The organism is Marinobacter sp. H13, assembly GCF_059072335.1.
Window position 1 is genome coordinate 1,513,460 of the sequence record NZ_JCACRU010000001.1, and the last position, 19,053, is coordinate 1,532,512.

Consider the following 19,053-nt stretch of genomic DNA (forward strand, 5'->3'; position numbering starts at 1 on the left):
TTTATTCAGCCGTTAAGCCCCATGGCCTCGGCAGCTATACGATTTTTCACCGGCCCCATCTGGTTGAGCCAGCGCAGGCCGGTATTTCGCAGCCAGCGGACCGGCAGCTCCTCACGGCCGAACAGCTGCTTGAAGCCCTCCATGGCGGCCATCATGGCGAGATTCTCGCCTTTCCGGCGGCGCTGATAGCGCGCCAGAACCAGCTCATTGGCTGGACTCAGGCCCGCCTTTTTGGCTCGCGAAAGCTCATCGAGCAGAGCCCGTACATCTCCGTAGCCAAGGTTGGCACCCTGTCCCGCCAGCGGATGGATGGTATGGGCCGCATCGCCGACGAGGGCAAAACCGGGGGCAATGTAGTCCTTCGCGTGGCGCTGTCGAAGCGGAAAGGCGAAGCGGCCGGAAATGGACTCCACCGATCCCAGCTCGCGCTCAATCGCACGCTCAAGTTCAGCGGCAAAGTCGGTGTCGTCCAAAGCCATCAGACGCCGCGCTTCCCCGGTATCCTGGGACCAGACAATGGAACAGAAATGCTCATCTCCGGACTCTGGCAGCAAGGGCAAAAACGCCAGCGGCCCGGTCGTCGAAAATCGCTGCCACGCGGTGAAACGGTGGCTCTGGCTGGTTTTCACCGTGCATACGATTGCCTGCTGGTCGTAGTCCCACTCACGCGTTGGCAGGCCAACCCAGTGGCGCAGACGGGAATTGGCACCGTCACACCCTACCAGTAGCCCCGCCGACAGGGATCGACCATCCTCCAGCTCAACCGTATAAGTTCCAGACAACCGTTTACAGCCAGTAATCCTCGCGCCATCAATCAGTTCGACCGGACTTTGTTCCAGGGCCCTGAACAGTGATCGCACGATGCTGCGGTTCTCGACAATCGTTCCGAGAGCCCGCGCCTGAAGCTCGGCGGCCTCGAACTGTATACGCCCCGTGCCGTCGCCATCCCAGACCGTCATGGTCTGGTAAGGACAGTGCCGACCGGCGGTCACCTCGGACCAGACTCCGAGTTGCTCCAGCAATTGCTGGCTCGCCACCGAAATGGCACTGACCCGTGGTTCAAAATCGGCAACGGTGGTGGCGGAGTCCGGCGCCTCAACCAGAGACTCATGGCCGGAACCTTCCACCAGCCCCACATGCCAACCCTGTCGTGACAGCCCGAGAGCCAGGGCGGAACCGATCATGCCACCGCCAGCCACAAGAATATCGAGCGTTTGCGCCTCACTCATTAGCCGGCGCCTCCCGGTTCAGGTTTCCGGGCCGTTCAATCACGGCCCTGCGGCCGCCCAGGCCCATGGCCTTGCGGGCAAACCAGCGTTTTGCCCCAGGCAACAGATCAAGACCCACCAGGCCGGCATCGCGGGCCGCCGCAACCGGCAGCATGGAATGCCCGAACAAACGAACAAGCGAATCGGAGAAGCGCAACGTCTGTTGCCAGTCTTCCCGATGCAGAGCCTGGTAGCGCTTCAGGACCTCGAGATCGCCAATCGACCTGCCATGCTCTTCAGCCAGGCGGAACTGTTCGACCAGCGTCATGAGCCCTCTCAGCGCGAGATTGAAGCCCTGCCCGGCGACCGGATGCAGGGCATGGGCCGCATTGCCCACCAGGGCAACCCCAGGGCGTACCGGCTCGTCCACCGTCGTCAGGGTCAGCGGGTAATGGTGACAGGCGCCGATGCGGGTAAACCGGCCCAGACGCCAGCCAAACCGGTCCTGAAGCCAACGGCATTTCTCGTCGTCGGGCAGCGCCAGAACCTGCTGCAGAACCTCATCGGATAGCGTCCAGACCAGTGCCGATTGATGTCCGGCTCTGGTCGGTGATCCATGGGGCAAGAGAGCCATGGGACCGGCATCGGTAAATCGTTCAAAGGCAGTGAATCCGTGGCTGTCACTGGTAGAGACATTTGCGATCAGTGCGTTCTGGCCGTAGCTGTGACGATCCGGCCGGAACCCGAGCCTTTCCCGCAGACCGGAACGACCGCCATCTGCAACGACGAGGCAACGGGCCTTCAGTTCCGCGGTCTCTTCACCTTCTTCTGAGAGCTGAACACGGACGCCGCCGGGAATGGGCGTCATGTCCGTTACTTCTGCCGGCGCCCGCCACTGGACGTTGGTATCCAGAAGCTCACGCATCAGACACAGCCCCATCCAGCGATTGTCAGCCACGTACCCGAGCGCCGCCTGGCCATGCTCGGCAGCATGCAACCGTGTGGCGCCGAAATGGCCCCGATCTGAAACATGGATATGTTCGATGGGTGTGGCATGTTCGGCCAGCCTTTGCCACAGCCCCAGCTCCTCAAAGATTAACCGGGAGCCCCACGCCAGTGCGGTTGAACGGGCATCGTAACTCGGCTGGTAACTCTCCGGCAGGGCGTCGGGCGAGAGCGGGAAGGCCTCGACCACGGTCACGCGCAGTGACGGCACCATCCGTGCCAGCGCCAGAGCCAGGGTCGCTCCGGCGAGGCCACCGCCGGCAATGATCAGATCGGTATCAGGCTTGGTCACAGGCTGTCAGTCCGCCATCAGGGCTTCGATTTCGGCAATGGTTTTCGGCACTGCTTCGGTCAGGACCCGGCAGCCGTCTTTGGTCACCACCACATCGTCTTCGATGCGTATGCCAATGCCGCGCCATTTCTCATCCACGTCGGTGTTATCCGGCGCAATGTACAGGCCTGGCTCGACGGTCAGGGCCATGCCGGGTTCCAGCTGGCGCCAGGCGTCACCGACCTTGTAATCGCCGACGTCGTGTACATCCAGCCCCAGCCAGTGGCCGGTTCGGTGCATGAAAAAGGGCTTGTAGGTTTCGTTGGCAATGGCATCTTCCAGGGTGCCGGACAACAGCCCCAGATCAATCAGGCCCTGGGTCAGTACTTCCAGCGCAGCCTCATGGGGCCGGTTCCAGTGATTTTGAGGCGAGACCGCCTCGATGGCCCGATACTGCGCCGCCAGCACCACCTCGTAGAGGGCCCGCTGTTCATTGCTGAACTTTCCACTGACCGGGAAGGTGCGCGTGATGTCAGAGGCGTAGCACTGGTATTCACAGCCGGCATCAATCAGCACCAGATCGCCGTCCTTCAGCGGTGCACTGTTCTCGATGTAATGCAGGATGCAGCCATTGGCGCCCCCGCCCACGATGGAGGGATAGGCCGTAGACCGTGCGCCATGCTCCATGAAGGTGTGGATAAGCTCGGCCTCGAGGTTGTACTCGAAGCCGCCCTTGCGGGCCCGTTTCATGGCCCGGCAATGGGCCTCGGCACTGATCTGGCCGGCCTTGGCCATGATCTTGATCTCGTTGGCGCTCTTGTATAGCCGCAGGTCATGAAGCAGGTGTTCCAGGGCCACAAACTCGCCCGGCGGATGGGCGCCGCTGCGAACCTTGCTGCGAATCATCTTCACCCAGTCCATGACACGGGCGTCAAAATGATCATCCTTGCCAAGGGGATAATACACCCGGCTGCGACCCTCGATCATGCCCGGCAGGATATCGTCGATGTCTGCAATCGGAAACGCATCGTCCAGGCCGTAGCGTTCGATGGCGCCTTCCGGGCCAACCAGGAAACCGTCCCAGAGCTCCTTCTGCGGATTGCGCTCTTTGCAGAACAGTACCGATTCCCCGTGTTCACGGCCCGGAATCAGCGCCAGGACGGCCTCCGGCTCACCAAAACCGGACAGGTAATGAAAATCGCTGTCCTGGCGGAACGGATGCAGCACGTCCCGATTACGAACGCGCTCCGGGGCGGCCGGAATAATCGCAATGCTGTCTGGCGCCATACGCTCCATCAGCTTGCGACGGCGCTCGGCAAACTCCTTTATGGGAATCATGGAGTTCATAGTCTCTCCTGCAATCAGGACCCGGCTCAGTGCAGGGTCGGCGAATCAGACTTCGGTGGTTCGGGGGCGTTGAATTCAGTGAACACGGCGAGCGCCCCCAGCCGGATGTATTCGGTAATCTCCAGCAACTGCTGCTCGCTTTCGTCGTCCGCTTCTTCCTCTTCGGATAGCTGGCTGATGGCCACCATATCCTCGATCAGCTCCCGAATCTCGTCCGGCGCCTGGCCGAGTGACTCGCCGGCCGACAGTGCCATACCCTCGAGAAATCCCCGCACCCAGGAAACCAGGGCTTCCAGCCGCTGCTCAATGGCATAGTCGTCATCCGGCAGTAAAGGATGGAAACTCATGTCTGCTGATTTCAAGAGCTCGAGGGTCTGTTCATAGGCTTTGTTCATGAACGGAGCGAGATCATCGGACTCCTCGGCCGCGTTCTCGGCCAGCCCCATGTGTTCACACACCATCGCCAGCCACTCCGGCTCTTCGATACGCGATCCGGCCGCCAGGCGACCACAGAGCGCGCCGTGCAATTCGGATGGGTGGCTGAATGCCTTGTGAGCTGTAAAAACGTTGGCCCAGCGCTCGAATTCTGCGGCGCGGGCAGCACCGGAAGTGTCGGTTTCTGACATGAAACAGGCGGATCCTGTGTTAATGGATTAGAGGTCTATCCTAGCATTCAGGCGGTGCCAAGGCACTGCCTGTTGATTTTTATCCGGCAAGCGAACAATATGTTATAACGTATCATTTCTGCCGAGAGATAAAGCCATGTCCTTACGAGCCAAAACCTGCTTCTTTCTGGCTGGCGCCGCGATTGCAAGCACTGGCCCTGTGTTTGCCAGCGACAATCCAGGTGCGCACCTGCACGGTCATGCCGAACTACAACTGGCCATCGAGGGAGAGCAGATTGATCTCCTGTTCACATCGCCGGCCTACAACCTGGTGGGGTTCGAGCATCTTGCCCGTTCGGACGACCAGAAAGCACTGGTTAACGACGCAACCAACTGGCTTGGACAGACCCCCCTTGCGAACACCAGTGAGGAGGGCTGCACCGTAATGAATGCGGTAGTGCATCATCAGGCAGGTGGCGATGATCACGGACACAGCCATGGGCATGACCATGATCATCAGGACGAATCATCCCACTCGGATTTCGAAGTCACCCAGACCCTGAGCTGTCCAGGCCTGGGCTCATCCCAGGCGCTTGCAACACCCATTACAACCCGGTTTTCCGGAATAGAGCATCTCGGCGTTCAGTGGGTATGGCCAGAAGGTCAGGGATCAGCCCGTCTGGGCCACGGACAAAGCACGTTTGAACTCCGCAGCCAATGACAGCGTCTATTCTTCGTACGGCTCAACCCCGGTTGCGACCATAGAATAGGAAGACGTGCCGATGTCGTTTTCGGTGCGATCAATGACCAGCTCGCCTTCGATCCACACCGGATCGTACAGGGCTTCGAGCGTGAAACCTTCCTTGTACTTGACGTGAATGATCTGATTGGGGGGCGGTGGCGGCACATGAATACAGGCGCCGTAGTAGGGCACCAGGAAGAACTCCAGGATGCGCATGTCCTCGGTTGTCTTGAGGGGCACCACGAAGCCGGGAATGCGGCCTTCAACATTGCCCATTTCCGGCACAACCCGACCGGTCATGATCTCGTCCGGCAGCAGCGGCGGGCCATCGCCCTCGTGCTCAATCTCTGGCATATTCTCCAGCAGCGCCAGATCCTCGGCGGGCATCAGTTCAAGCCAGTCGATTTCCCGGGTTTCAGTCCGGCCTGTTGATGGAAGTACACACACCAGGGTAAGCGCGATGAAAAAAGGCAGCGCAAAGCGCGAACGTGCCGGGGCAGACATCATTGGACCAAAGACTCCTGAGATTACTATCCGGAAACCGCCATCATACACCGGGCCGACGGCAACCAACATGACCAGCAAGACAGACTCAGCCAGCAACAGTTCCCGAAGCACAGAAACTGCGATGGAAGTCAGCGGGCTCGGCTTTTCCTGGGATCCTGTCCAGCCCCGCCTCAGCTTTCCGGACATCATACTGAAACGCGGCGAACACCTTTTCCTCCACGGCCCGAGCGGCAGTGGCAAAAGCACGCTGCTCAGCCTGTTGGCAGGCATGCTTCGGCCGGCCTCTGGCACTGTCCGCGTACTCGGAACCGATATCCACCGGCTCGGTGCCGGCGCCCGCGACCAGTTCCGGGCCGACCACATGGGCGTGATCTTCCAGCAGTTCAATCTGGTGCCCTACCTGAGCACACGAGCCAACGTCACCCTGCCCTGCGGACTTTCTGAACTGCGCAGAGAGCGCACCGAACCGACCGTCGAAGACGAGGCTGAGAGATTGCTTGCCGCCCTGTCCATCCCCGCGGACCACTGGCAGAGGAAAGTCACCAGGCTGAGTATTGGCCAGCAGCAACGTATCGCAGCCGCCCGGGCGCTGATTGGCGCGCCCGGCCTGATTCTCGCGGACGAGCCGACTTCCGCACTGGATGCCGACAACCGGGACCGTTTCCTGGAACTGCTTCTAACTCTTGCGCACCGGCACAACACCTCGGTTCTGTTCGTCAGTCACGACCAGTCCCTGGCCCGCCATTTCGATAATCAGCTGGAACTGCAGGGTGACCGGACATGAAAGCACGCCTGGCCCTGACACTCGCCCTGGCCAGCCTCTGGCACCGGAAAAAAGTACTGGCCCTGGTGTGCCTGACCCTGACCCTGAGCGTTTCCCTGTTGCTGGGCATCCAATACCTCCGCACGGAGGTCAAGCAGTCCTTCACCAGCACCATCAGCGGTACAGACCTGATCATCGGCGCCCGAAGTGGCCAGTTGAACCTGCTGTTGTACACCGTGTTTCATATTGGCGATGCCACCAACAACATTCGCTGGTCGACCTATCAGGGCCTGAAACAGGATAACCGCCTGGCCTGGCTGATTCCGATTTCCCTGGGAGACAGCTACCGGGGTAATCGTGTGGTCGCCACAGATGAGAACTTTTTCAAGCACTTCCGCTACGGCCGCGACCTGCCCCTCGAACTGGATGAAGGCCAGTGGTTTGAAGGCGTCTTTGATGTAGTGTTGGGTGCCGGCGTTGCCCGCTCGCTGGCGCATCAGGTGGGCGAGCAGATCGTGCTATCCCATGGCGGTGGACGCACCAGTTTCTCCAACCACGAAGACACGCCGTTTACCGTCACCGGCATACTGGCGCCCACTGGCACGCCGGTGGACCAGGCCGTGTATATCAGCCTGGATGGCATGGAGGCCATGCACGTAGGCTGGGAATCCGGGGTCGCCATCCCCGGACGGACAATCACACCGGAGCAGGCAAAGGGCCGAGATTTCACACCCGATGCCATTACCGCCGTGTTCGTTGGTATCGACCGGCAAATCCTGACCTTCCGCATACAGCGGGAAATCAACCAGTTTGCCGGCGAGCCGCTCTCGGCCATACTTCCGGGAGTCGCCCTCAGTGAACTCTGGCGGCTGATGGGCCAGTTTGAGCGAGCACTGCTGGGCATAACCGGTTTTGTCGTGGTAACCAGCCTGATCGGGCTGATTGCCGTACTTCTGACCCTCCAGGCCCAGCGGGCCCATGAAATTGCGGTGCTGCGGGCAACCGGTGCCTCTCCGGCGCTGATTGCCTCACTTTACATCCTCGAGTGCGTGGTTCTTGCCCTTGCCGCCTGCGTGATGGCTTTGGCCCTTGGCATGGCGGGCCTTGCACTGGCGAGCCCATGGTTACTGGCCAACTATGGCCTGCAGATTGAGCTTCGCCCATTAACGCCCGAGGAATGGACTTTAATGGCCCTGGTTCCGGTTGCCGCCTTCACCGTGGCGCTGATACCCGCCTTCAACACATGGCGCCAGAGCCGCCGGCTGGGCTTTGGCGAGGCAGCAGATCAGTGATGGGCATCACGCAGGGAACGCAATGACAAGCCTGTAAATTGACCGACTTAGCGTCCACACTTATAGTTGAGCTTAATATCATAAAACCACTGCTGGGCACGTCATGGAACAGTCCGAAGTACAGGCATTAGCGGACAAGCTGGACAGGCTGATTGAACGCTGTCAGAAACTTGAGCGGGACAACGCCACATTGCGGGAACTGCAGGACGACTGGAACCGGGAACGGGCCCAGCTGGTGCAGAAGAACGATCACGCGAAGCACAAGATCGAAGCCATGATCAGCCGCCTTAGGGCCCTGGAGCATCACTGATGGCACAGCAATCCACCACGGTTGAGGTGAAAATCCTCGACAAGGAATACCTGGTCGCCTGCCCCGAGGAAGAACAGGAGGCACTGCTGCGTGCCGCCCGGCATCTGGACAGCAAAATGCGGGAAATCCGCGCCGGCGGCAAGGTTTTTGGTACCGAGCGCATTGCTGTAATGGCCGCTCTCAACATAACCCACGAACTGCTCGAGCGCGACACCATGTCCGATGCCACCAGCACCTTGCTGCGAGCCATGGACAACAAACTGGACGGAGCGCTGGGTGATGGCTCCGGTCGTTAAATCCCCGGAGAATCTCAGACAGGTGTTGCAATCGGCCCCGACACTGCCCGTATAATGAGAACAACTTCCTGGGCTGTTCGGGATAGTCGGATACGTCCTCGAGCCGATGCGCACTACCCAGGTGGCTACTTCAGGGCATTGTGAGCACGTCCCCGACAGGGGAAAGCCTAATATGTCACAGCGGCCACCGACCTTGAACTTTGGGTTCAAGGGCCACATCCGATAACGGCAGCCCGGGAAGCTTTATTTTGAGCCAGTTTATCGAGCCTCAACCGTTCCAGTCCCACCCTGATACCCTGTCGCGCAGTGAACTTCGCAAACGCCTGCGGCAGAATCGTCGCGACCTGAGCGCTGAAAAACAGCAACAGGCCGCCGAGCACCTGGCCCTCAATCTGCTGAAGAATCCAGACCTGCACCGGGCCCGGCACATTGCCATTTATCTGCCCAACGACGGCGAAATTGACCCCCACGTATACCTGGACATCGCCCGGCGCAAGGGCATCCGCTTCTACCTGCCGGTACTCCATCCGATTCATGAAGGCAGGCTGGTGTTCAGCCCCTACTACGATGGCGTGGAACTCACCGCCAACCGGTTTGGCATTCCCGAGCCAGGGTTCAGCAAAGGCCTGCGGCGCCCGGCCTGGGCACTGGATGCAGTACTGTTTCCGTTAGTGGGGTTTGACGAACAGGGCGGAAGACTGGGGATGGGAGGAGGCTTTTACGACAGGACCTTTGCCTTCAGCCGGATACGGCCAAGGCTGGCGCCGAAGCTGATTGGCCTGGCCCACGATTTCCAGAAAGTTAAGAAGCTGCCAATAGAGCCCTGGGACGTGCCCCTTCACAGCGTAGTGACCGATAAGCGACGTTACCGGTTCAGCGGCTGATTCATGACCTGAACGGAGCCAACCAGATTGGCCGCTCGTGCGTCTTTATCTTCGGAGGCGTGGATGGATGTGAAACCAGTAATCACAAGGCCGATGGCAAAAATCAGCACAATGGCTTTGATGATGTCAGGCTTGCCGCCCATGGCTTCAGTTCCTCAAAATGCGGTTTTAAAAGTGTCGGGAAATCAGATAGCTATTCTTGACTTCAAGAATCAGAAGAAAGACTAACACCTATCTGTACTTTTACAATTTTTCACAGATTAAAATTCAGTAAGCTTTGCATTCGGGGACCGGCCAGGGTCTGGCAGGGCTTTCCAAAACACGCTGTGGATACATCCCTGTACGCTTGGCTCCGCCATCCATGGCTCCGCACAGTTTTGGAAAGCCCTGCCAGACCCTGCCCTACCCAGAGTTAACTTGAACGCGCGTTGCCCTGCCCAAGAAACAGCTGATAGGCCTCGTTGTCCGTCATGTTGTCATAGCGGAAGCCAACCTTATCCAGCATTTTCTCGAAATCCTGCACTTCATCGTCGTCCACCTGGGCGCCCAGCAGAACACGGCTGTAGGCTGCACCGTGGTTGCGGTAGTGGAACATGGAGATATTCCAGCGGGTACCAAGAGACATCAGGAACTTCAGCAACGCCCCCGGACGCTCCGGGAACTCGAACTGGAACACCTTTTCGTTGGTGATGGTCGGCGCGTGGCCGCCCACCATGTGACGGATGTGCTGCTTGGCCAGATCGCTGTCGGTTAAATCGACCACCGAGTATCCGCTCTCCCGAAGATCCTGAACCAGATCCTCGCGGCCGTGACCACCCGCGGCAATCTGGATGCCAACGAAAATCGTGGCATTGGTAGCATCGGCGTAGCGGTAATTGAACTCGGTGATGCTGCGCTTGTGCAGGGCGTTGATGAAGGTCTTGAACGCGCCCGGTTTCTCCGGAATGGTCACCGCCAGGATGGCCTCGCGTTTCTCGCCCACTTCCGTGCGTTCGGAGATGTAGCGCAGACGGTCGAAGTTCATGTTGGCACCGCTCAGGGTGGCAATCAGGTTCTCGCCCTCGACTTTCTCGCGCTCGATGTATTTCTTGATGCCGGCCACACCCAGGGCACCGGCCGGCTCGGCAATGGAGCGGGTATCCTCGAACACATCCTTGATGGCCGCGCAGATTTCGTCGGTGGATACGGTGATCACCTCGTCCACGTGGTCCTTGCAGATCTCCCAGGGGTACTTACCAATCTGCTTGACTGCCACACCATCAGCAAAGATGCCCACTTCATCGAGCACCACGCGTTTGCCCGCTTTCATGGCGGCCTGGAGGCAGTTGGAGTCCTCCGGTTCGACACCAATCACCTTGATCTCGGGGCGCAGATACTTGATGTAAGCGGCCATGCCGGCAATCAGCCCGCCGCCACCAACACAGATGAAGATGGCGTGGATCGGCTTGCTGAACTGCCACATGATTTCCATGGCCACCGTGCCCTGGCCGGCGATCACATCGGGATCATCGTACGGCGGAATGTAGGTGTAGCCGTGCTTTGCGATCAACTCCTGAGCGTGGGCCGCCGCCTCGTCGAAGGCATCGCCCTTGAGAACCACCTTGGCACCGTGATCCCGTACCGAACGCACCTTGATCTCCGGCGTGGTCTGCGGCATCACAATTACCGCCTTGATCCCGAGATTCTTGGCAGCCAGCGCCACACCCTGGGCATGATTTCCGGCCGACGCACAAATGACACCCTTGGCCTTCTGCTCCTCGGAAAGCTGCGCAATCCGGTTATAGGCACCACGAATCTTGAAGGAAAACACCGGCTGAAGGTCTTCACGCTTGAGCAGAATATTGTTGCCAAAGCGCTTGGACAGACTGCGGGCTTCAGTCAGGGGTGTTTCGATGGCCACGTCATAGACGCGCGCATCGAGAATCTTCTTGATGTAGCGTTGCGGCATAGCAGTTCCGGCTTTTGGTCGATGTGTGAGTGATGACTGGCTGAGAAAAACCCACAGTGTAGAAAGTTTGCACGGCAGCCGTCTATAAGCAGAGGGCTCTTAAGCGCTATAATGCCGGCAAAGCCAACCTGATTTGCAGCCGGAGCCAATGATGAACCAGGACGAACTGAAAAAAGCCGTCGCCAAAGCCGCCATTGATTACATTGCTCCTCGTCTTGATAGCGAGAGCGTGATCGGTGTGGGCACTGGTAGCACGGCCAATTTCTTCATCGACATGCTCGCGGAACTCAAGACCGAGTTTGACGGCGCCGTTGCCAGCTCGGAGGCCACCGCCGAGCGTCTGAAAAGCCACGGCATCCCGGTTTACGACCTTAACAGTGCCGGAGAACTGGAGTTCTATGTGGACGGCGCTGACGAAACCAACGACCGCCTGGAACTGATCAAAGGCGGCGGTGCCGCGCTGACCCGGGAAAAAATCGTGGCCGCGGTTGCCAAGACCTTCATCTGCATTGCCGATGACTCCAAGATGGTCGGCGTATTGGGCAAATTCCCGCTTCCGGTCGAAGTCATTCCCATGGCCCGGAGCCATGTTGGCCGGGAAATCGTGAAACTGGGCGGTGACCCGGTCTATCGGGAGGGGGTAGTGACCGACAACGGCAACATTATCATCGACGTCCACAACATGGACATTTCCCAACCGATCCGGGTCGAAGAAAAACTCAACAACATCGTCGGCGTGGTCACCAATGGCCTGTTCGCCCGCCGCCGCGCTGATCTCCTGCTGCTGGGAACCAAGGACGGCGTGAAAAGCATCTCCAGCGAAGGCGCCTGACCGACTTCTGTCGCTCCTCGATGTCGAAGCTGGCCTTTCGGGCCAGCTTTTTTATTGCCTGAATGAACGAACAACCAAGCGCTTGCTTGGTAATAATATTTAGGCGACACTGCTTCCCATTGATTCCGATCAGGGAGAGCCAGACCGTGTCCGAATACTTCAACGAAACCCATCAGCAGGTCCGCGCGACCGCCCGCAAGTTCATCGAAACCCACGTGTTGCCGCACATCGACGACTGGGAAGAAGCGGGTGAATTTCCCCGGGATCTCTACAAAAAAGCCGGGGATGCAGGTTTGTTGGGCATTGGCTTTCCGGAAGCATTGGGGGGCATCGGAGAGGGCGACATTTTCCTGAAAGTAGCCGTTTCTGAAGAGCTTATGCGCTCCACATCAGGCGGTCTCGTCGCTGGCCTGGGGTCTCTGGATATCGGGCTGCCGCCAGTCGCCAGATGGGCAAAAAAGGACATCCGTGAACAGATCGTGCCGCCGGTGCTGCGGGGCGAAAAAATTGCCGCCCTGGCAGTGACCGAACCCGGCGGAGGTTCCGATGTCGCCAACCTCAAAACCCGGGCCGTCCGCGATGGCGACCATTACTTTGTAAACGGCAGCAAAACCTTCATCACCAGCGGCATCCGCGCCGACCACTATACGGTTGCTGTACGCACCGGTGGCGAAGGCCACGGCGGTATCAGCCTGTTGTTGATCGACCGGGACATGCCCGGATTCTCCACCGGCAAGAAACTGCGAAAAATGGGCTGGTGGGCCAGCGATACCGCCGAGCTGTTTTTCGAGGACTGCCGCGTGCCGGCCGACCGCCTGATCGGCGCCGAAAACGCCGGCTTCATCGCCATCATGAGCAATTTCCTGTTCGAGCGTCTCAGCTTGGCCATCATGGCCTACATGACCGCCCAACTGGCCTACGAAGCGGCGCTGGAATACACCCAACAACGCACGGCGTTCGGCCGCAATATCACGGGCTTCCAGGTGACCCGCCACAAGCTTGTGGATATGGCGACCCAGATCGACGTAGCCCGGGAATACACCTACCGCTGCGCCGCCCTGATGCAGGCGGGCAAAAACCCCATCAAGGAAGTGGCGATGGCCAAGAACTTCTCGGTGGATGTCTGCGAAAAGGTCACCCGGGAAGCGGTGCAGCTGTTCGGTGGCATGGGGTATATGCGGGAAACCGTCGTCGAGCGCCTCTATCGGGATGCCAAGATTCTCTCCATCGGCGGCGGCACCACCGAGATCATGAAGGAACTCATTGCCAAGCAGATCAAGCTCTGAGCTGTGGGTTCCGCGTTCGCCCTCTTGTCCTGACCCAGCTTGCTGGGTTTTGGTGGCGGGGCTTTCCGAAAACGTGGAGCGCCAGGGATGGCGCGACCGAGCCCTACAGGGACGTATTCACGGGCGTTTTTCGGAAAGCCCCGCCAGATAGCCGCGTGCACCCAACTCAACGACCAAGGTTTAGTTTCGAACTGCAGGATACTCCCGTATAATTGCGCCCACTTTTTAACCGCAGTTAAACGTACCTTTAACGTACCAGGAAGGATCGCACATGCAATTCGACAACATCCCCGCAGGCAAGAACCCGCCTGAAGACATCTACGTTGCTATCGAAATCCCGGCCAACAGCTCCCCGGTGAAGTACGAACTGGACAAAGACATGGGCGCCCTGCTGGTAGACCGCTTCATGGCGACCCCCATGTTCTACCCGGCCAACTACGGTTTCATCCCGCACACCCTGGCCGACGACGGTGACCCCCTGGACGTACTGGTTGTAACCCCCTACCCGATCCAGGCCGGTTCCGTGATTCGCTGCCGCCCCGTGGGTGTGCTGAACATGGAAGACGAAGCCGGTGGCGACGCCAAGCTGGTTGCAGTTCCCCATGACAAGCTGACCACCACTTACCATGACGTGAAGGAAATTGACGATCTGCCCGAGCTGCTGCGCGACCAGATCAAGCATTTCTTCGAGAACTACAAGACGCTCGAGCCCGGCAAGTGGGTAAAAGTGCAAGGCTGGGACAACGCCGACGCCGCCAGGAAAGCCATCGTGGATTCCGTTAACGCCTACAAAGGCTAAGCCGGACTCTTCTTGGTTTGATGGCATAAAAAAACCGGGCTTAGCGCCCGGTTTTTTTGTTTCTGGATCGAACTCTCCTGTCATCAGCCCCGGGACAGCAGGTCCCGCATGTCACTGATCGCCGAGTTGGCGCGGGAAAGGTAGGCGGCCATGGTCAGCGAGTGGTTGGCCAGTACGCCAAAGCCGCTGCCATTGAGAATCACCGGGCTCCACATTTCGCCCTGAGCGCCCTCAAGCTCGATGATCACCTGCCGTACGCTGGCCATGGCGTTCTTGTCCTGCAGCACTTTCCGGAAATCCACTTCAATTGCCCGGAAGATGTGCAGAAGCGCCCAGGAGCTGCCGCGGGCCTCATAGAAAACGTCATCAATTTTGGTCCAGGGTGTCTTCACGTCTTCTCCGGTCGCTTCCTCAGCAAGAGGATCACCGGAGTTCATGGTGATCACCGAGTCTGATACCGATGCCTTGCCGACACTCTCACCAAGTGTACGGGACAGACTTCCCAGGCGAGTCTCCAGGTCCGCCAACCAGTTGCTCAGGTTATCCGCTCGGGCGAAAAACTGGGCGTCGGCCTGTTCCGGGCTCGACAGCCGGTCAAGGTAACGCTTCAGAGCGGTAATACCCCGACGGTACTCGGCCTCGGTAGACGGGATTGCCCAGCTCTCGCTGTCGAAATGGAACTGGGGCTCGGCGATCGTCAGATCCCGATCTTCCGCGGACTGACTTTGCGAGCGGCTGATGTCTTTGCGCATGGCGCGCGAAAGATCCCGAAGCTGAACCAGAACGCCGTACTCCCAGTTCGGCATGTTATCCAGCCAGAGTCCAGGCGGGAAAATGTCGTTGGAAATATAGCCACCAGGCTTGTCTAACAGGGTTTCTGCGATACGAATCATGGTGACCGTGGTGGCAAAGCCGGTAATGGGCTCCCTTTCCATCGTGTTGGCCACCGACCTCGTGTGCTCGCGCACCGAGAAGGTGTCCGGCTCGCTGCTCCAGATCATGCCGAGCACCAGCGCCACCAGTAGGTAGACCACAACCAACGCCAGAATCAGTTTGCCAATTACGCCGCTGCCGCCGGCATAATCCTGAACATCGTCTTTCTTGTCCTTGAAGTACTGTCTGATTTTGCCTGGCATATGACTTTTAATCCCCTGTCTGTTGATTGTCAGCGGCAAACGGCCTGCCCAGATGGTAACCCATGGCCCCGTCGATACCCAGTTTACAGAGTACCGAGTATTCCGCGGCAGTTTCCACTCCTGTGGCGAAGACTTTCACGCCACGACTGTGAGCGATGGCCACCACAGACTCAAGGTAGAAGCGGTTATCTTCATGGGTGTCGATATTGTGGATGAAGCTGTTGTCGATACGCAGGGCCTGAAACCTCAGATTTCTCAGGTAACTGAACGGTACGCCTCCCACCCCGAAGCGGTCGACCAGTACCGGAACACCGAGTCGCCCCAACGCCCGGACCAGTAGGCCCGCCGCGGTCCGGTGGTGATGGATTGCCTGTTCTGAAATACCGATCCAGAGATTCCTTGCCGGCGAACCAGCCTGCCGCAGCTGGTCCAGCAAATCCGTGCGAAATGCCTCGCTGGCCACGGAGGCATTACCAAGCGAGACCGCCAGCGGCTGATCCGGGCTCTGTTTCAGGCAATCGAGCACCCGCTGGACCAGCAGACGATCAAGTTCCGAGATCAGCCCGAAACGCTCAGCCATTGGTACAAAAGTGCCTGCCTTCAAGGCCCCTTCGGCGGAATCGATCCGGGAAAACACCTGATGATAGACCGGCATGAGCCGGCCCTCGTTCACCATAGGCTGGAGCCACAGCGACAGGGCCTGCCGGCGGATCGCCTGACTGATAATCACCCGCCAGGTTTCGAGGTTGTGATGGCCGTCTTTCTCAGGGTCAGCCAGATGGCAGCCACTCTCGGCCCTGCTCTGGGCAGCGCGCAATGCTTCGTCCGCGGCCGCCATCAGATCCCGGGCACCACGCCCCTCAAGGGTTCTCGCCAGCCCGGCATGAACAGAGGTGTCCATCGGCGAAGCAAGATCTGCATAGACCCCATCGAGGTCCGTGACCAACTGACGACACCAGACACCGGCATCAGCCGGCATCGCACCGGGCAGAAAAATGGCAAATTCGGCGCCCGTTCGGCGCCCGGCAAACGACCCGGCATGCTGCATGACGAATTCGCCAATCCAGGTTGCTACCCTCAGCAGCAACCGGTCGGCCTCGCTCCGGCCATAGGCCTGGTTATATCCCGAAAAGTCGGCCAGTTGAATCAGCATGAGAATTCCGGGTGCCGCCTTTTCCTCGGACTCCACCTCCACCTTCAGGCGCTGGTCGAAGGCGCTTCGGCTGGCCAGCCCGGTGACCGAGTCCTCGTTGTTTACCCGGCGCAGGTGCTGAATGAGTTTCGCCTGGCCTTCGAAGAGCTGGCCGAGGTCATCCGCCATCCGGTTCATGGCGTCGGTCACCTGATTGATCTCGCGGGTCGACTTGATAGAGACCCGCCTCCTGAAATCCCGCTGCCCGAGGGCCTTTGCCTGATCCTCGAGAGCATGAAGCGGGCGCAGGGTACGACGAAGCAGAAGGAAAACCGCAAACAGTCCAATCCCCCCGATGACGGCAGTACTGGCAGTCAACCCGATGGTGATTCGCCAGAGGTCCTCATAGGCGCGACCGGGATGGCTGATTACCTGCACGGTTCCCAGACGGCTCCAGCCACGGACGACTTCTGCCTCGGCAACCGGCAGCGGAAGATCTGCGAGGTCGCGGAACCAGGCGGGGACAGCCACTTTATTGAGCGTCATGGCCCGACCGGCAACCTGCTCGCCCTGATGATTCAGATAGCTGACGGACAGATAGCGGCCACTATCAAACACCGCATCAATGAGGGAGGCGGAGGCGACCGGATCGCGGCCGTCGATGGCATTGGACAGGGACAACCCGATGGCCGTGGCCCCGTCACGGGCATGACCTGCCAGCTGATCCGAGACATAGTCCCGGAAATAACCGTAGCTGGTGATAAACACCGCAACCAACAGGGTAACCAGCAGACTTCCGGTCAACACCAGAAGCAGGGTTCGCAATGTGACCGCACCCTGTTGCGTCTGCTCCAGGGGGATGTGCTTCCGTGCCATGGGGAGTTTCTCCGCATTGGCTGTGAGCCAGCCGGCCAGGTGTTTGTGACCTGCACCGCAGAGTTGACAAACATTTACATAGCGCAACCTACGCCGACAACATTAAACACTATAGACTCTGCAAAAGGACTAAGGTTGAAAAATCGTCCACACCGGGAAAGGACGACCAATAACGAAAAAGAGACAGGCCCGAGCAACATGAACGACGAAAGCCAGAAAGAAAAACTCAGGCAGCATTTCGCACGCCGTGTGACAACCCAGGCCCGGGTTGTTCTGGATACCTGGCAGAAAATTCACGAGGACCGGGACAAGGCTTCGGCGCACCGCAACGAGTTCGCGGCGGCTACGGACAAACTGGTGCGCTACGCCCAGCGGTTTGAAATGGACAGCCACGCCCGGGCCGGTCAAACCACGCTGGCGCTGATCAACCAGTGGGAACCCGGATCTGCCCTGAACGAGAGCCTCGAGCGACAACTGCAGGATGCCATCGAGACCTTGTCCCAGAGCACTCTGCGCAGGACCGACCTCAACAGTTCTGAAGCGCCCCACCAATTTCGTCGAACACCGGTTTACATTGCCCTGGCCAACCAGGAAATGGCAGCCCGCCTGATCCGGCAGCTGGAATTCTTCGGCTTCCGGGCATCCGCTTTTGCCAATGCTGATGAACTGACCGAAGCCTGCGCACTGCACAAGCCGGAAACCATCCTGGTAGACGTCAATTTTGGCGGCTCGCCCAATGCCGGCATTACCACCATCGAACGCCTGCAGGAACGACACGATACGCCGATTCCGATTATTTTCATGAGTGACGAGGACGGTTCTATCGAGACCCGTCTGCAGGCTTCCCGCTGCGGCGGGGAAGAGTTCTTCTACCCTGCTGTCGACCCGGGGCAGCTGATCGAAAAGATTGAGACCTACACCCACGGCAACACCGTGGATCCCTACAAGGTCCTGGGTCTGGATGATTCCCGGGCCCAGGCAAAATATATGGAAACGGTGTTGAAGAAAGCGGGTATGACCGCCCACATCATCACCGACCCGATGCAGATCATCCACGCCCTGGAGGAGTTCTCGCCGGAGATCATCATCCTGGACATGTATATGCCGGGCTGTACGGGCATGGAAATCGCCCGGGTGATCCGCCAGCAGGACCGTTTTCACAGCGTGCCCATCATTTACCTCTCGGCCGAGGAAGATGTAACGAAACAGCTCCATGCCATGAGCCTGGGCGGCGACGACTTCCTGACCAAACCGATCGACCCGAAACACCTGATTGCCACGATCCACAATCGCGGGCGACGCGCCCGCTCGTTGCTGGCCCTGATGATTCGCGACAGCCTGACGGGCCTGTTCAACCACACCCACACCCTCCACCTGCTGGACCAGGAGATCGTGCGGGCGCGCCAGAAACAACAGCCGCTGTGCTTTGCGATGATCGACATCGACTATTTCAAGAAGGTGAACGATACCTTTGGCCACCCGATCGGCGACCGGGTACTGCGCAGCCTGTCGATGTTCCTCAAACAACGCCTGCGCAAGACCGACCACATCGGACGCTACGGTGGTGAGGAATTTGCCATCATCCTGCCCAACACCCGTCCGAGCGATGCCCGGAACGTTCTCAATGAAATCCGGGAGCGATTCTCCGAGTTGCAGCAACCGGCCGGCGACCGGGAATTCAATGTCACCTTCAGTTGTGGCATCGCAGCCTGGGACGACGACACTTCCCAGGCACTGTGCGAGCGGGCCGACCGTGCGCTGTACAGCTCCAAGGAGCTTGGCCGCAACTGCGTAACCCTGGCAGATTCCTGAAT

At 59.1% G+C, this 19,053-nt stretch carries 19 protein-coding genes and 1 other RNA gene; 11 read left to right on the top strand and 9 right to left on the bottom strand.

From position 1 onward, the window contains the following. Window positions 1-5 precede the first annotated feature (5 nt). The 4 genes from AC5JQH_RS07210 to AC5JQH_RS07225 are packed head-to-tail and all read right to left on the bottom strand — an operon-like array spanning window position 6 to window position 4,457. Entirely contained in the window at window positions 6-1,229 is a 1,224-nt protein-coding gene (locus AC5JQH_RS07210) for an FAD-dependent monooxygenase (RefSeq protein ID WP_493791361.1), read from the bottom strand. Next, a complete protein-coding gene (ubiH, locus tag AC5JQH_RS07215; protein ID WP_493805429.1) occupies window positions 1,222-2,505 on the bottom strand; it encodes a 2-octaprenyl-6-methoxyphenyl hydroxylase in 1,284 nt (427 codons plus the stop codon). Before ubiH ends, AC5JQH_RS07210 begins: the two co-directional genes overlap by 8 nt. Before the next feature lie 6 nt (window positions 2,506-2,511). Next, window positions 2,512-3,831: a Xaa-Pro aminopeptidase gene (gene pepP / locus AC5JQH_RS07220; RefSeq protein ID WP_493805430.1), complete on the bottom strand. Its 1,320-nt coding sequence runs from the start codon at window positions 3,829-3,831 to the stop codon at window positions 2,512-2,514. A 26-nt stretch (window positions 3,832-3,857) separates the two neighbouring features. Beyond that, a complete protein-coding gene (locus tag AC5JQH_RS07225) occupies window positions 3,858-4,457 on the bottom strand; it encodes a UPF0149 family protein (RefSeq protein WP_014578413.1) in 600 nt (199 codons plus the stop codon). Between the two features lie 136 nt (window positions 4,458-4,593). Here AC5JQH_RS07225 and AC5JQH_RS07230 point away from each other — a divergent pair, with 136 nt between their 5' ends. Further along, a complete protein-coding gene (locus AC5JQH_RS07230) occupies window positions 4,594-5,157 on the top strand; it encodes a ZrgA family zinc uptake protein (protein ID WP_273043883.1) in 564 nt (187 codons plus the stop codon). A 6-nt stretch (window positions 5,158-5,163) separates the two neighbouring features. Here AC5JQH_RS07230 and AC5JQH_RS07235 read toward each other — a convergent pair whose 3' ends face one another. Next, on the bottom strand, window positions 5,164-5,685 hold the full coding sequence (locus tag AC5JQH_RS07235) for a DUF3299 domain-containing protein (protein ID WP_104270842.1): 522 nt from the start codon (window positions 5,683-5,685) through the stop codon (window positions 5,164-5,166). 67 nt (window positions 5,686-5,752) lie between these two features. Here AC5JQH_RS07235 and AC5JQH_RS07240 point away from each other — a divergent pair, with 67 nt between their 5' ends. The 6 genes from AC5JQH_RS07240 to AC5JQH_RS07265 all read left to right on the top strand — a co-directional run bounded on the left by AC5JQH_RS07240 (window position 5,753) and on the right by AC5JQH_RS07265 (window position 9,230). Beyond that, complete coding sequence (locus AC5JQH_RS07240; protein ID WP_008170967.1) at window positions 5,753-6,469, top strand: ABC transporter ATP-binding protein; 717 nt, start codon at window positions 5,753-5,755, stop codon at window positions 6,467-6,469. Then, window positions 6,466-7,740: an ABC transporter permease gene (locus AC5JQH_RS07245; RefSeq protein WP_092030455.1), complete on the top strand. Its 1,275-nt coding sequence runs from the start codon at window positions 6,466-6,468 to the stop codon at window positions 7,738-7,740. Before AC5JQH_RS07240 ends, AC5JQH_RS07245 begins: the two co-directional genes overlap by 4 nt. A gap of 103 nt (window positions 7,741-7,843) precedes the next feature. Further along, window positions 7,844-8,050, top strand: coding sequence for a TIGR02449 family protein (locus AC5JQH_RS07250; RefSeq protein ID WP_008170964.1), 207 nt, complete (start codon window positions 7,844-7,846; stop codon window positions 8,048-8,050). After that, a complete protein-coding gene (locus tag AC5JQH_RS07255) occupies window positions 8,050-8,346 on the top strand; it encodes a cell division protein ZapA (protein ID WP_014578418.1) in 297 nt (98 codons plus the stop codon). Before AC5JQH_RS07250 ends, AC5JQH_RS07255 begins: the two co-directional genes overlap by 1 nt. 62 nt (window positions 8,347-8,408) lie before the next feature. Next, a non-coding RNA gene (gene ssrS, locus AC5JQH_RS07260) (6S RNA) lies at window positions 8,409-8,590 on the top strand. Window positions 8,591-8,594: 4 nt separating this feature from the next. After that, window positions 8,595-9,230, top strand: a complete 636-nt coding sequence (locus AC5JQH_RS07265) for a 5-formyltetrahydrofolate cyclo-ligase (protein ID WP_008170954.1) — start codon at window positions 8,595-8,597, stop codon at window positions 9,228-9,230. On the opposite strand, the gene AC5JQH_RS07270 is transcribed toward AC5JQH_RS07265, so the two are convergent. Next, a complete protein-coding gene (locus tag AC5JQH_RS07270) occupies window positions 9,212-9,373 on the bottom strand; it encodes a hypothetical protein (RefSeq protein WP_008170953.1) in 162 nt (53 codons plus the stop codon). The two genes, AC5JQH_RS07265 and AC5JQH_RS07270, sit on opposite strands and share 19 nt — an antisense overlap. Window positions 9,374-9,642: 269 nt before the next feature. Beyond that, window positions 9,643-11,178, bottom strand: a complete 1,536-nt coding sequence (gene ilvA / locus AC5JQH_RS07275) for a threonine ammonia-lyase, biosynthetic (protein WP_008170952.1) — start codon at window positions 11,176-11,178, stop codon at window positions 9,643-9,645. Window positions 11,179-11,329: 151 nt separating this feature from the next. On the opposite strand from ilvA, the gene rpiA reads away from it, so the two are divergent. The 3 genes from rpiA to ppa all read left to right on the top strand — a co-directional run bounded on the left by rpiA (window position 11,330) and on the right by ppa (window position 14,095). After that, on the top strand, window positions 11,330-12,010 hold the full coding sequence (gene rpiA, locus AC5JQH_RS07280) for a ribose-5-phosphate isomerase RpiA (RefSeq protein ID WP_053113131.1): 681 nt from the start codon (window positions 11,330-11,332) through the stop codon (window positions 12,008-12,010). Between the two features lie 146 nt (window positions 12,011-12,156). Next, entirely contained in the window at window positions 12,157-13,296 is a 1,140-nt protein-coding gene (locus AC5JQH_RS07285) for an acyl-CoA dehydrogenase family protein (RefSeq protein WP_482902189.1), read from the top strand. 271 nt (window positions 13,297-13,567) lie between these two features. Then, the gene (gene ppa, locus AC5JQH_RS07290; RefSeq protein ID WP_008170949.1) at window positions 13,568-14,095 is read left to right on the top strand and encodes an inorganic diphosphatase; all 528 of its coding nucleotides are present in this window, start codon (window positions 13,568-13,570) and stop codon (window positions 14,093-14,095) included. 83 nt (window positions 14,096-14,178) lie between these two features. On the opposite strand, the gene AC5JQH_RS07295 is transcribed toward ppa, so the two are convergent. After that, window positions 14,179-15,231 (bottom strand): DUF2333 family protein, encoded by a 1,053-nt coding sequence (locus tag AC5JQH_RS07295; RefSeq protein ID WP_014578424.1) that lies wholly within the window; start codon window positions 15,229-15,231, stop codon window positions 14,179-14,181. A gap of 7 nt (window positions 15,232-15,238) precedes the next feature. Beyond that, window positions 15,239-17,239, bottom strand: coding sequence for a bifunctional diguanylate cyclase/phosphodiesterase (locus tag AC5JQH_RS07300; protein ID WP_493805431.1), 2,001 nt, complete (start codon window positions 17,237-17,239; stop codon window positions 15,239-15,241). A gap of 198 nt (window positions 17,240-17,437) precedes the next feature. Here AC5JQH_RS07300 and AC5JQH_RS07305 point away from each other — a divergent pair, with 198 nt between their 5' ends. Next, window positions 17,438-19,051, top strand: a complete 1,614-nt coding sequence (locus AC5JQH_RS07305; protein WP_493805432.1) for a diguanylate cyclase — start codon at window positions 17,438-17,440, stop codon at window positions 19,049-19,051. Window positions 19,052-19,053 lie beyond the last annotated feature (2 nt).

Coding starts and splice junctions, on each gene's coding strand:
- AC5JQH_RS07210 (WP_493791361.1), bottom strand. CDS start 1,229: ATGAGTGAGGCGCAAACGCTCGATATTCTTGTGGCTGGCGGTGGCATG.
- pepP (WP_493805430.1), bottom strand. CDS start 3,831: ATGAACTCCATGATTCCCATAAAGGAGTTTGCCGAGCGCCGTCGCAAG.
- AC5JQH_RS07225 (WP_014578413.1), bottom strand. CDS start 4,457: ATGTCAGAAACCGACACTTCCGGTGCTGCCCGCGCCGCAGAATTCGAG.
- AC5JQH_RS07230 (WP_273043883.1), top strand. CDS start 4,594: ATGTCCTTACGAGCCAAAACCTGCTTCTTTCTGGCTGGCGCCGCGATT.
- AC5JQH_RS07235 (WP_104270842.1), bottom strand. CDS start 5,685: ATGATGTCTGCCCCGGCACGTTCGCGCTTTGCGCTGCCTTTTTTCATC.
- AC5JQH_RS07240 (WP_008170967.1), top strand. CDS start 5,753: ATGACCAGCAAGACAGACTCAGCCAGCAACAGTTCCCGAAGCACAGAA.
- AC5JQH_RS07245 (WP_092030455.1), top strand. CDS start 6,466: ATGAAAGCACGCCTGGCCCTGACACTCGCCCTGGCCAGCCTCTGGCAC.
- AC5JQH_RS07250 (WP_008170964.1), top strand. CDS start 7,844: ATGGAACAGTCCGAAGTACAGGCATTAGCGGACAAGCTGGACAGGCTG.
- AC5JQH_RS07255 (WP_014578418.1), top strand. CDS start 8,050: ATGGCACAGCAATCCACCACGGTTGAGGTGAAAATCCTCGACAAGGAA.
- AC5JQH_RS07270 (WP_008170953.1), bottom strand. CDS start 9,373: ATGGGCGGCAAGCCTGACATCATCAAAGCCATTGTGCTGATTTTTGCC.
- ilvA (WP_008170952.1), bottom strand. CDS start 11,178: ATGCCGCAACGCTACATCAAGAAGATTCTCGATGCGCGCGTCTATGAC.
- rpiA (WP_053113131.1), top strand. CDS start 11,330: ATGAACCAGGACGAACTGAAAAAAGCCGTCGCCAAAGCCGCCATTGAT.
- ppa (WP_008170949.1), top strand. CDS start 13,568: ATGCAATTCGACAACATCCCCGCAGGCAAGAACCCGCCTGAAGACATC.
- AC5JQH_RS07295 (WP_014578424.1), bottom strand. CDS start 15,231: ATGCCAGGCAAAATCAGACAGTACTTCAAGGACAAGAAAGACGATGTT.
- AC5JQH_RS07300 (WP_493805431.1), bottom strand. CDS start 17,239: ATGGCACGGAAGCACATCCCCCTGGAGCAGACGCAACAGGGTGCGGTC.
- AC5JQH_RS07305 (WP_493805432.1), top strand. CDS start 17,438: ATGAACGACGAAAGCCAGAAAGAAAAACTCAGGCAGCATTTCGCACGC.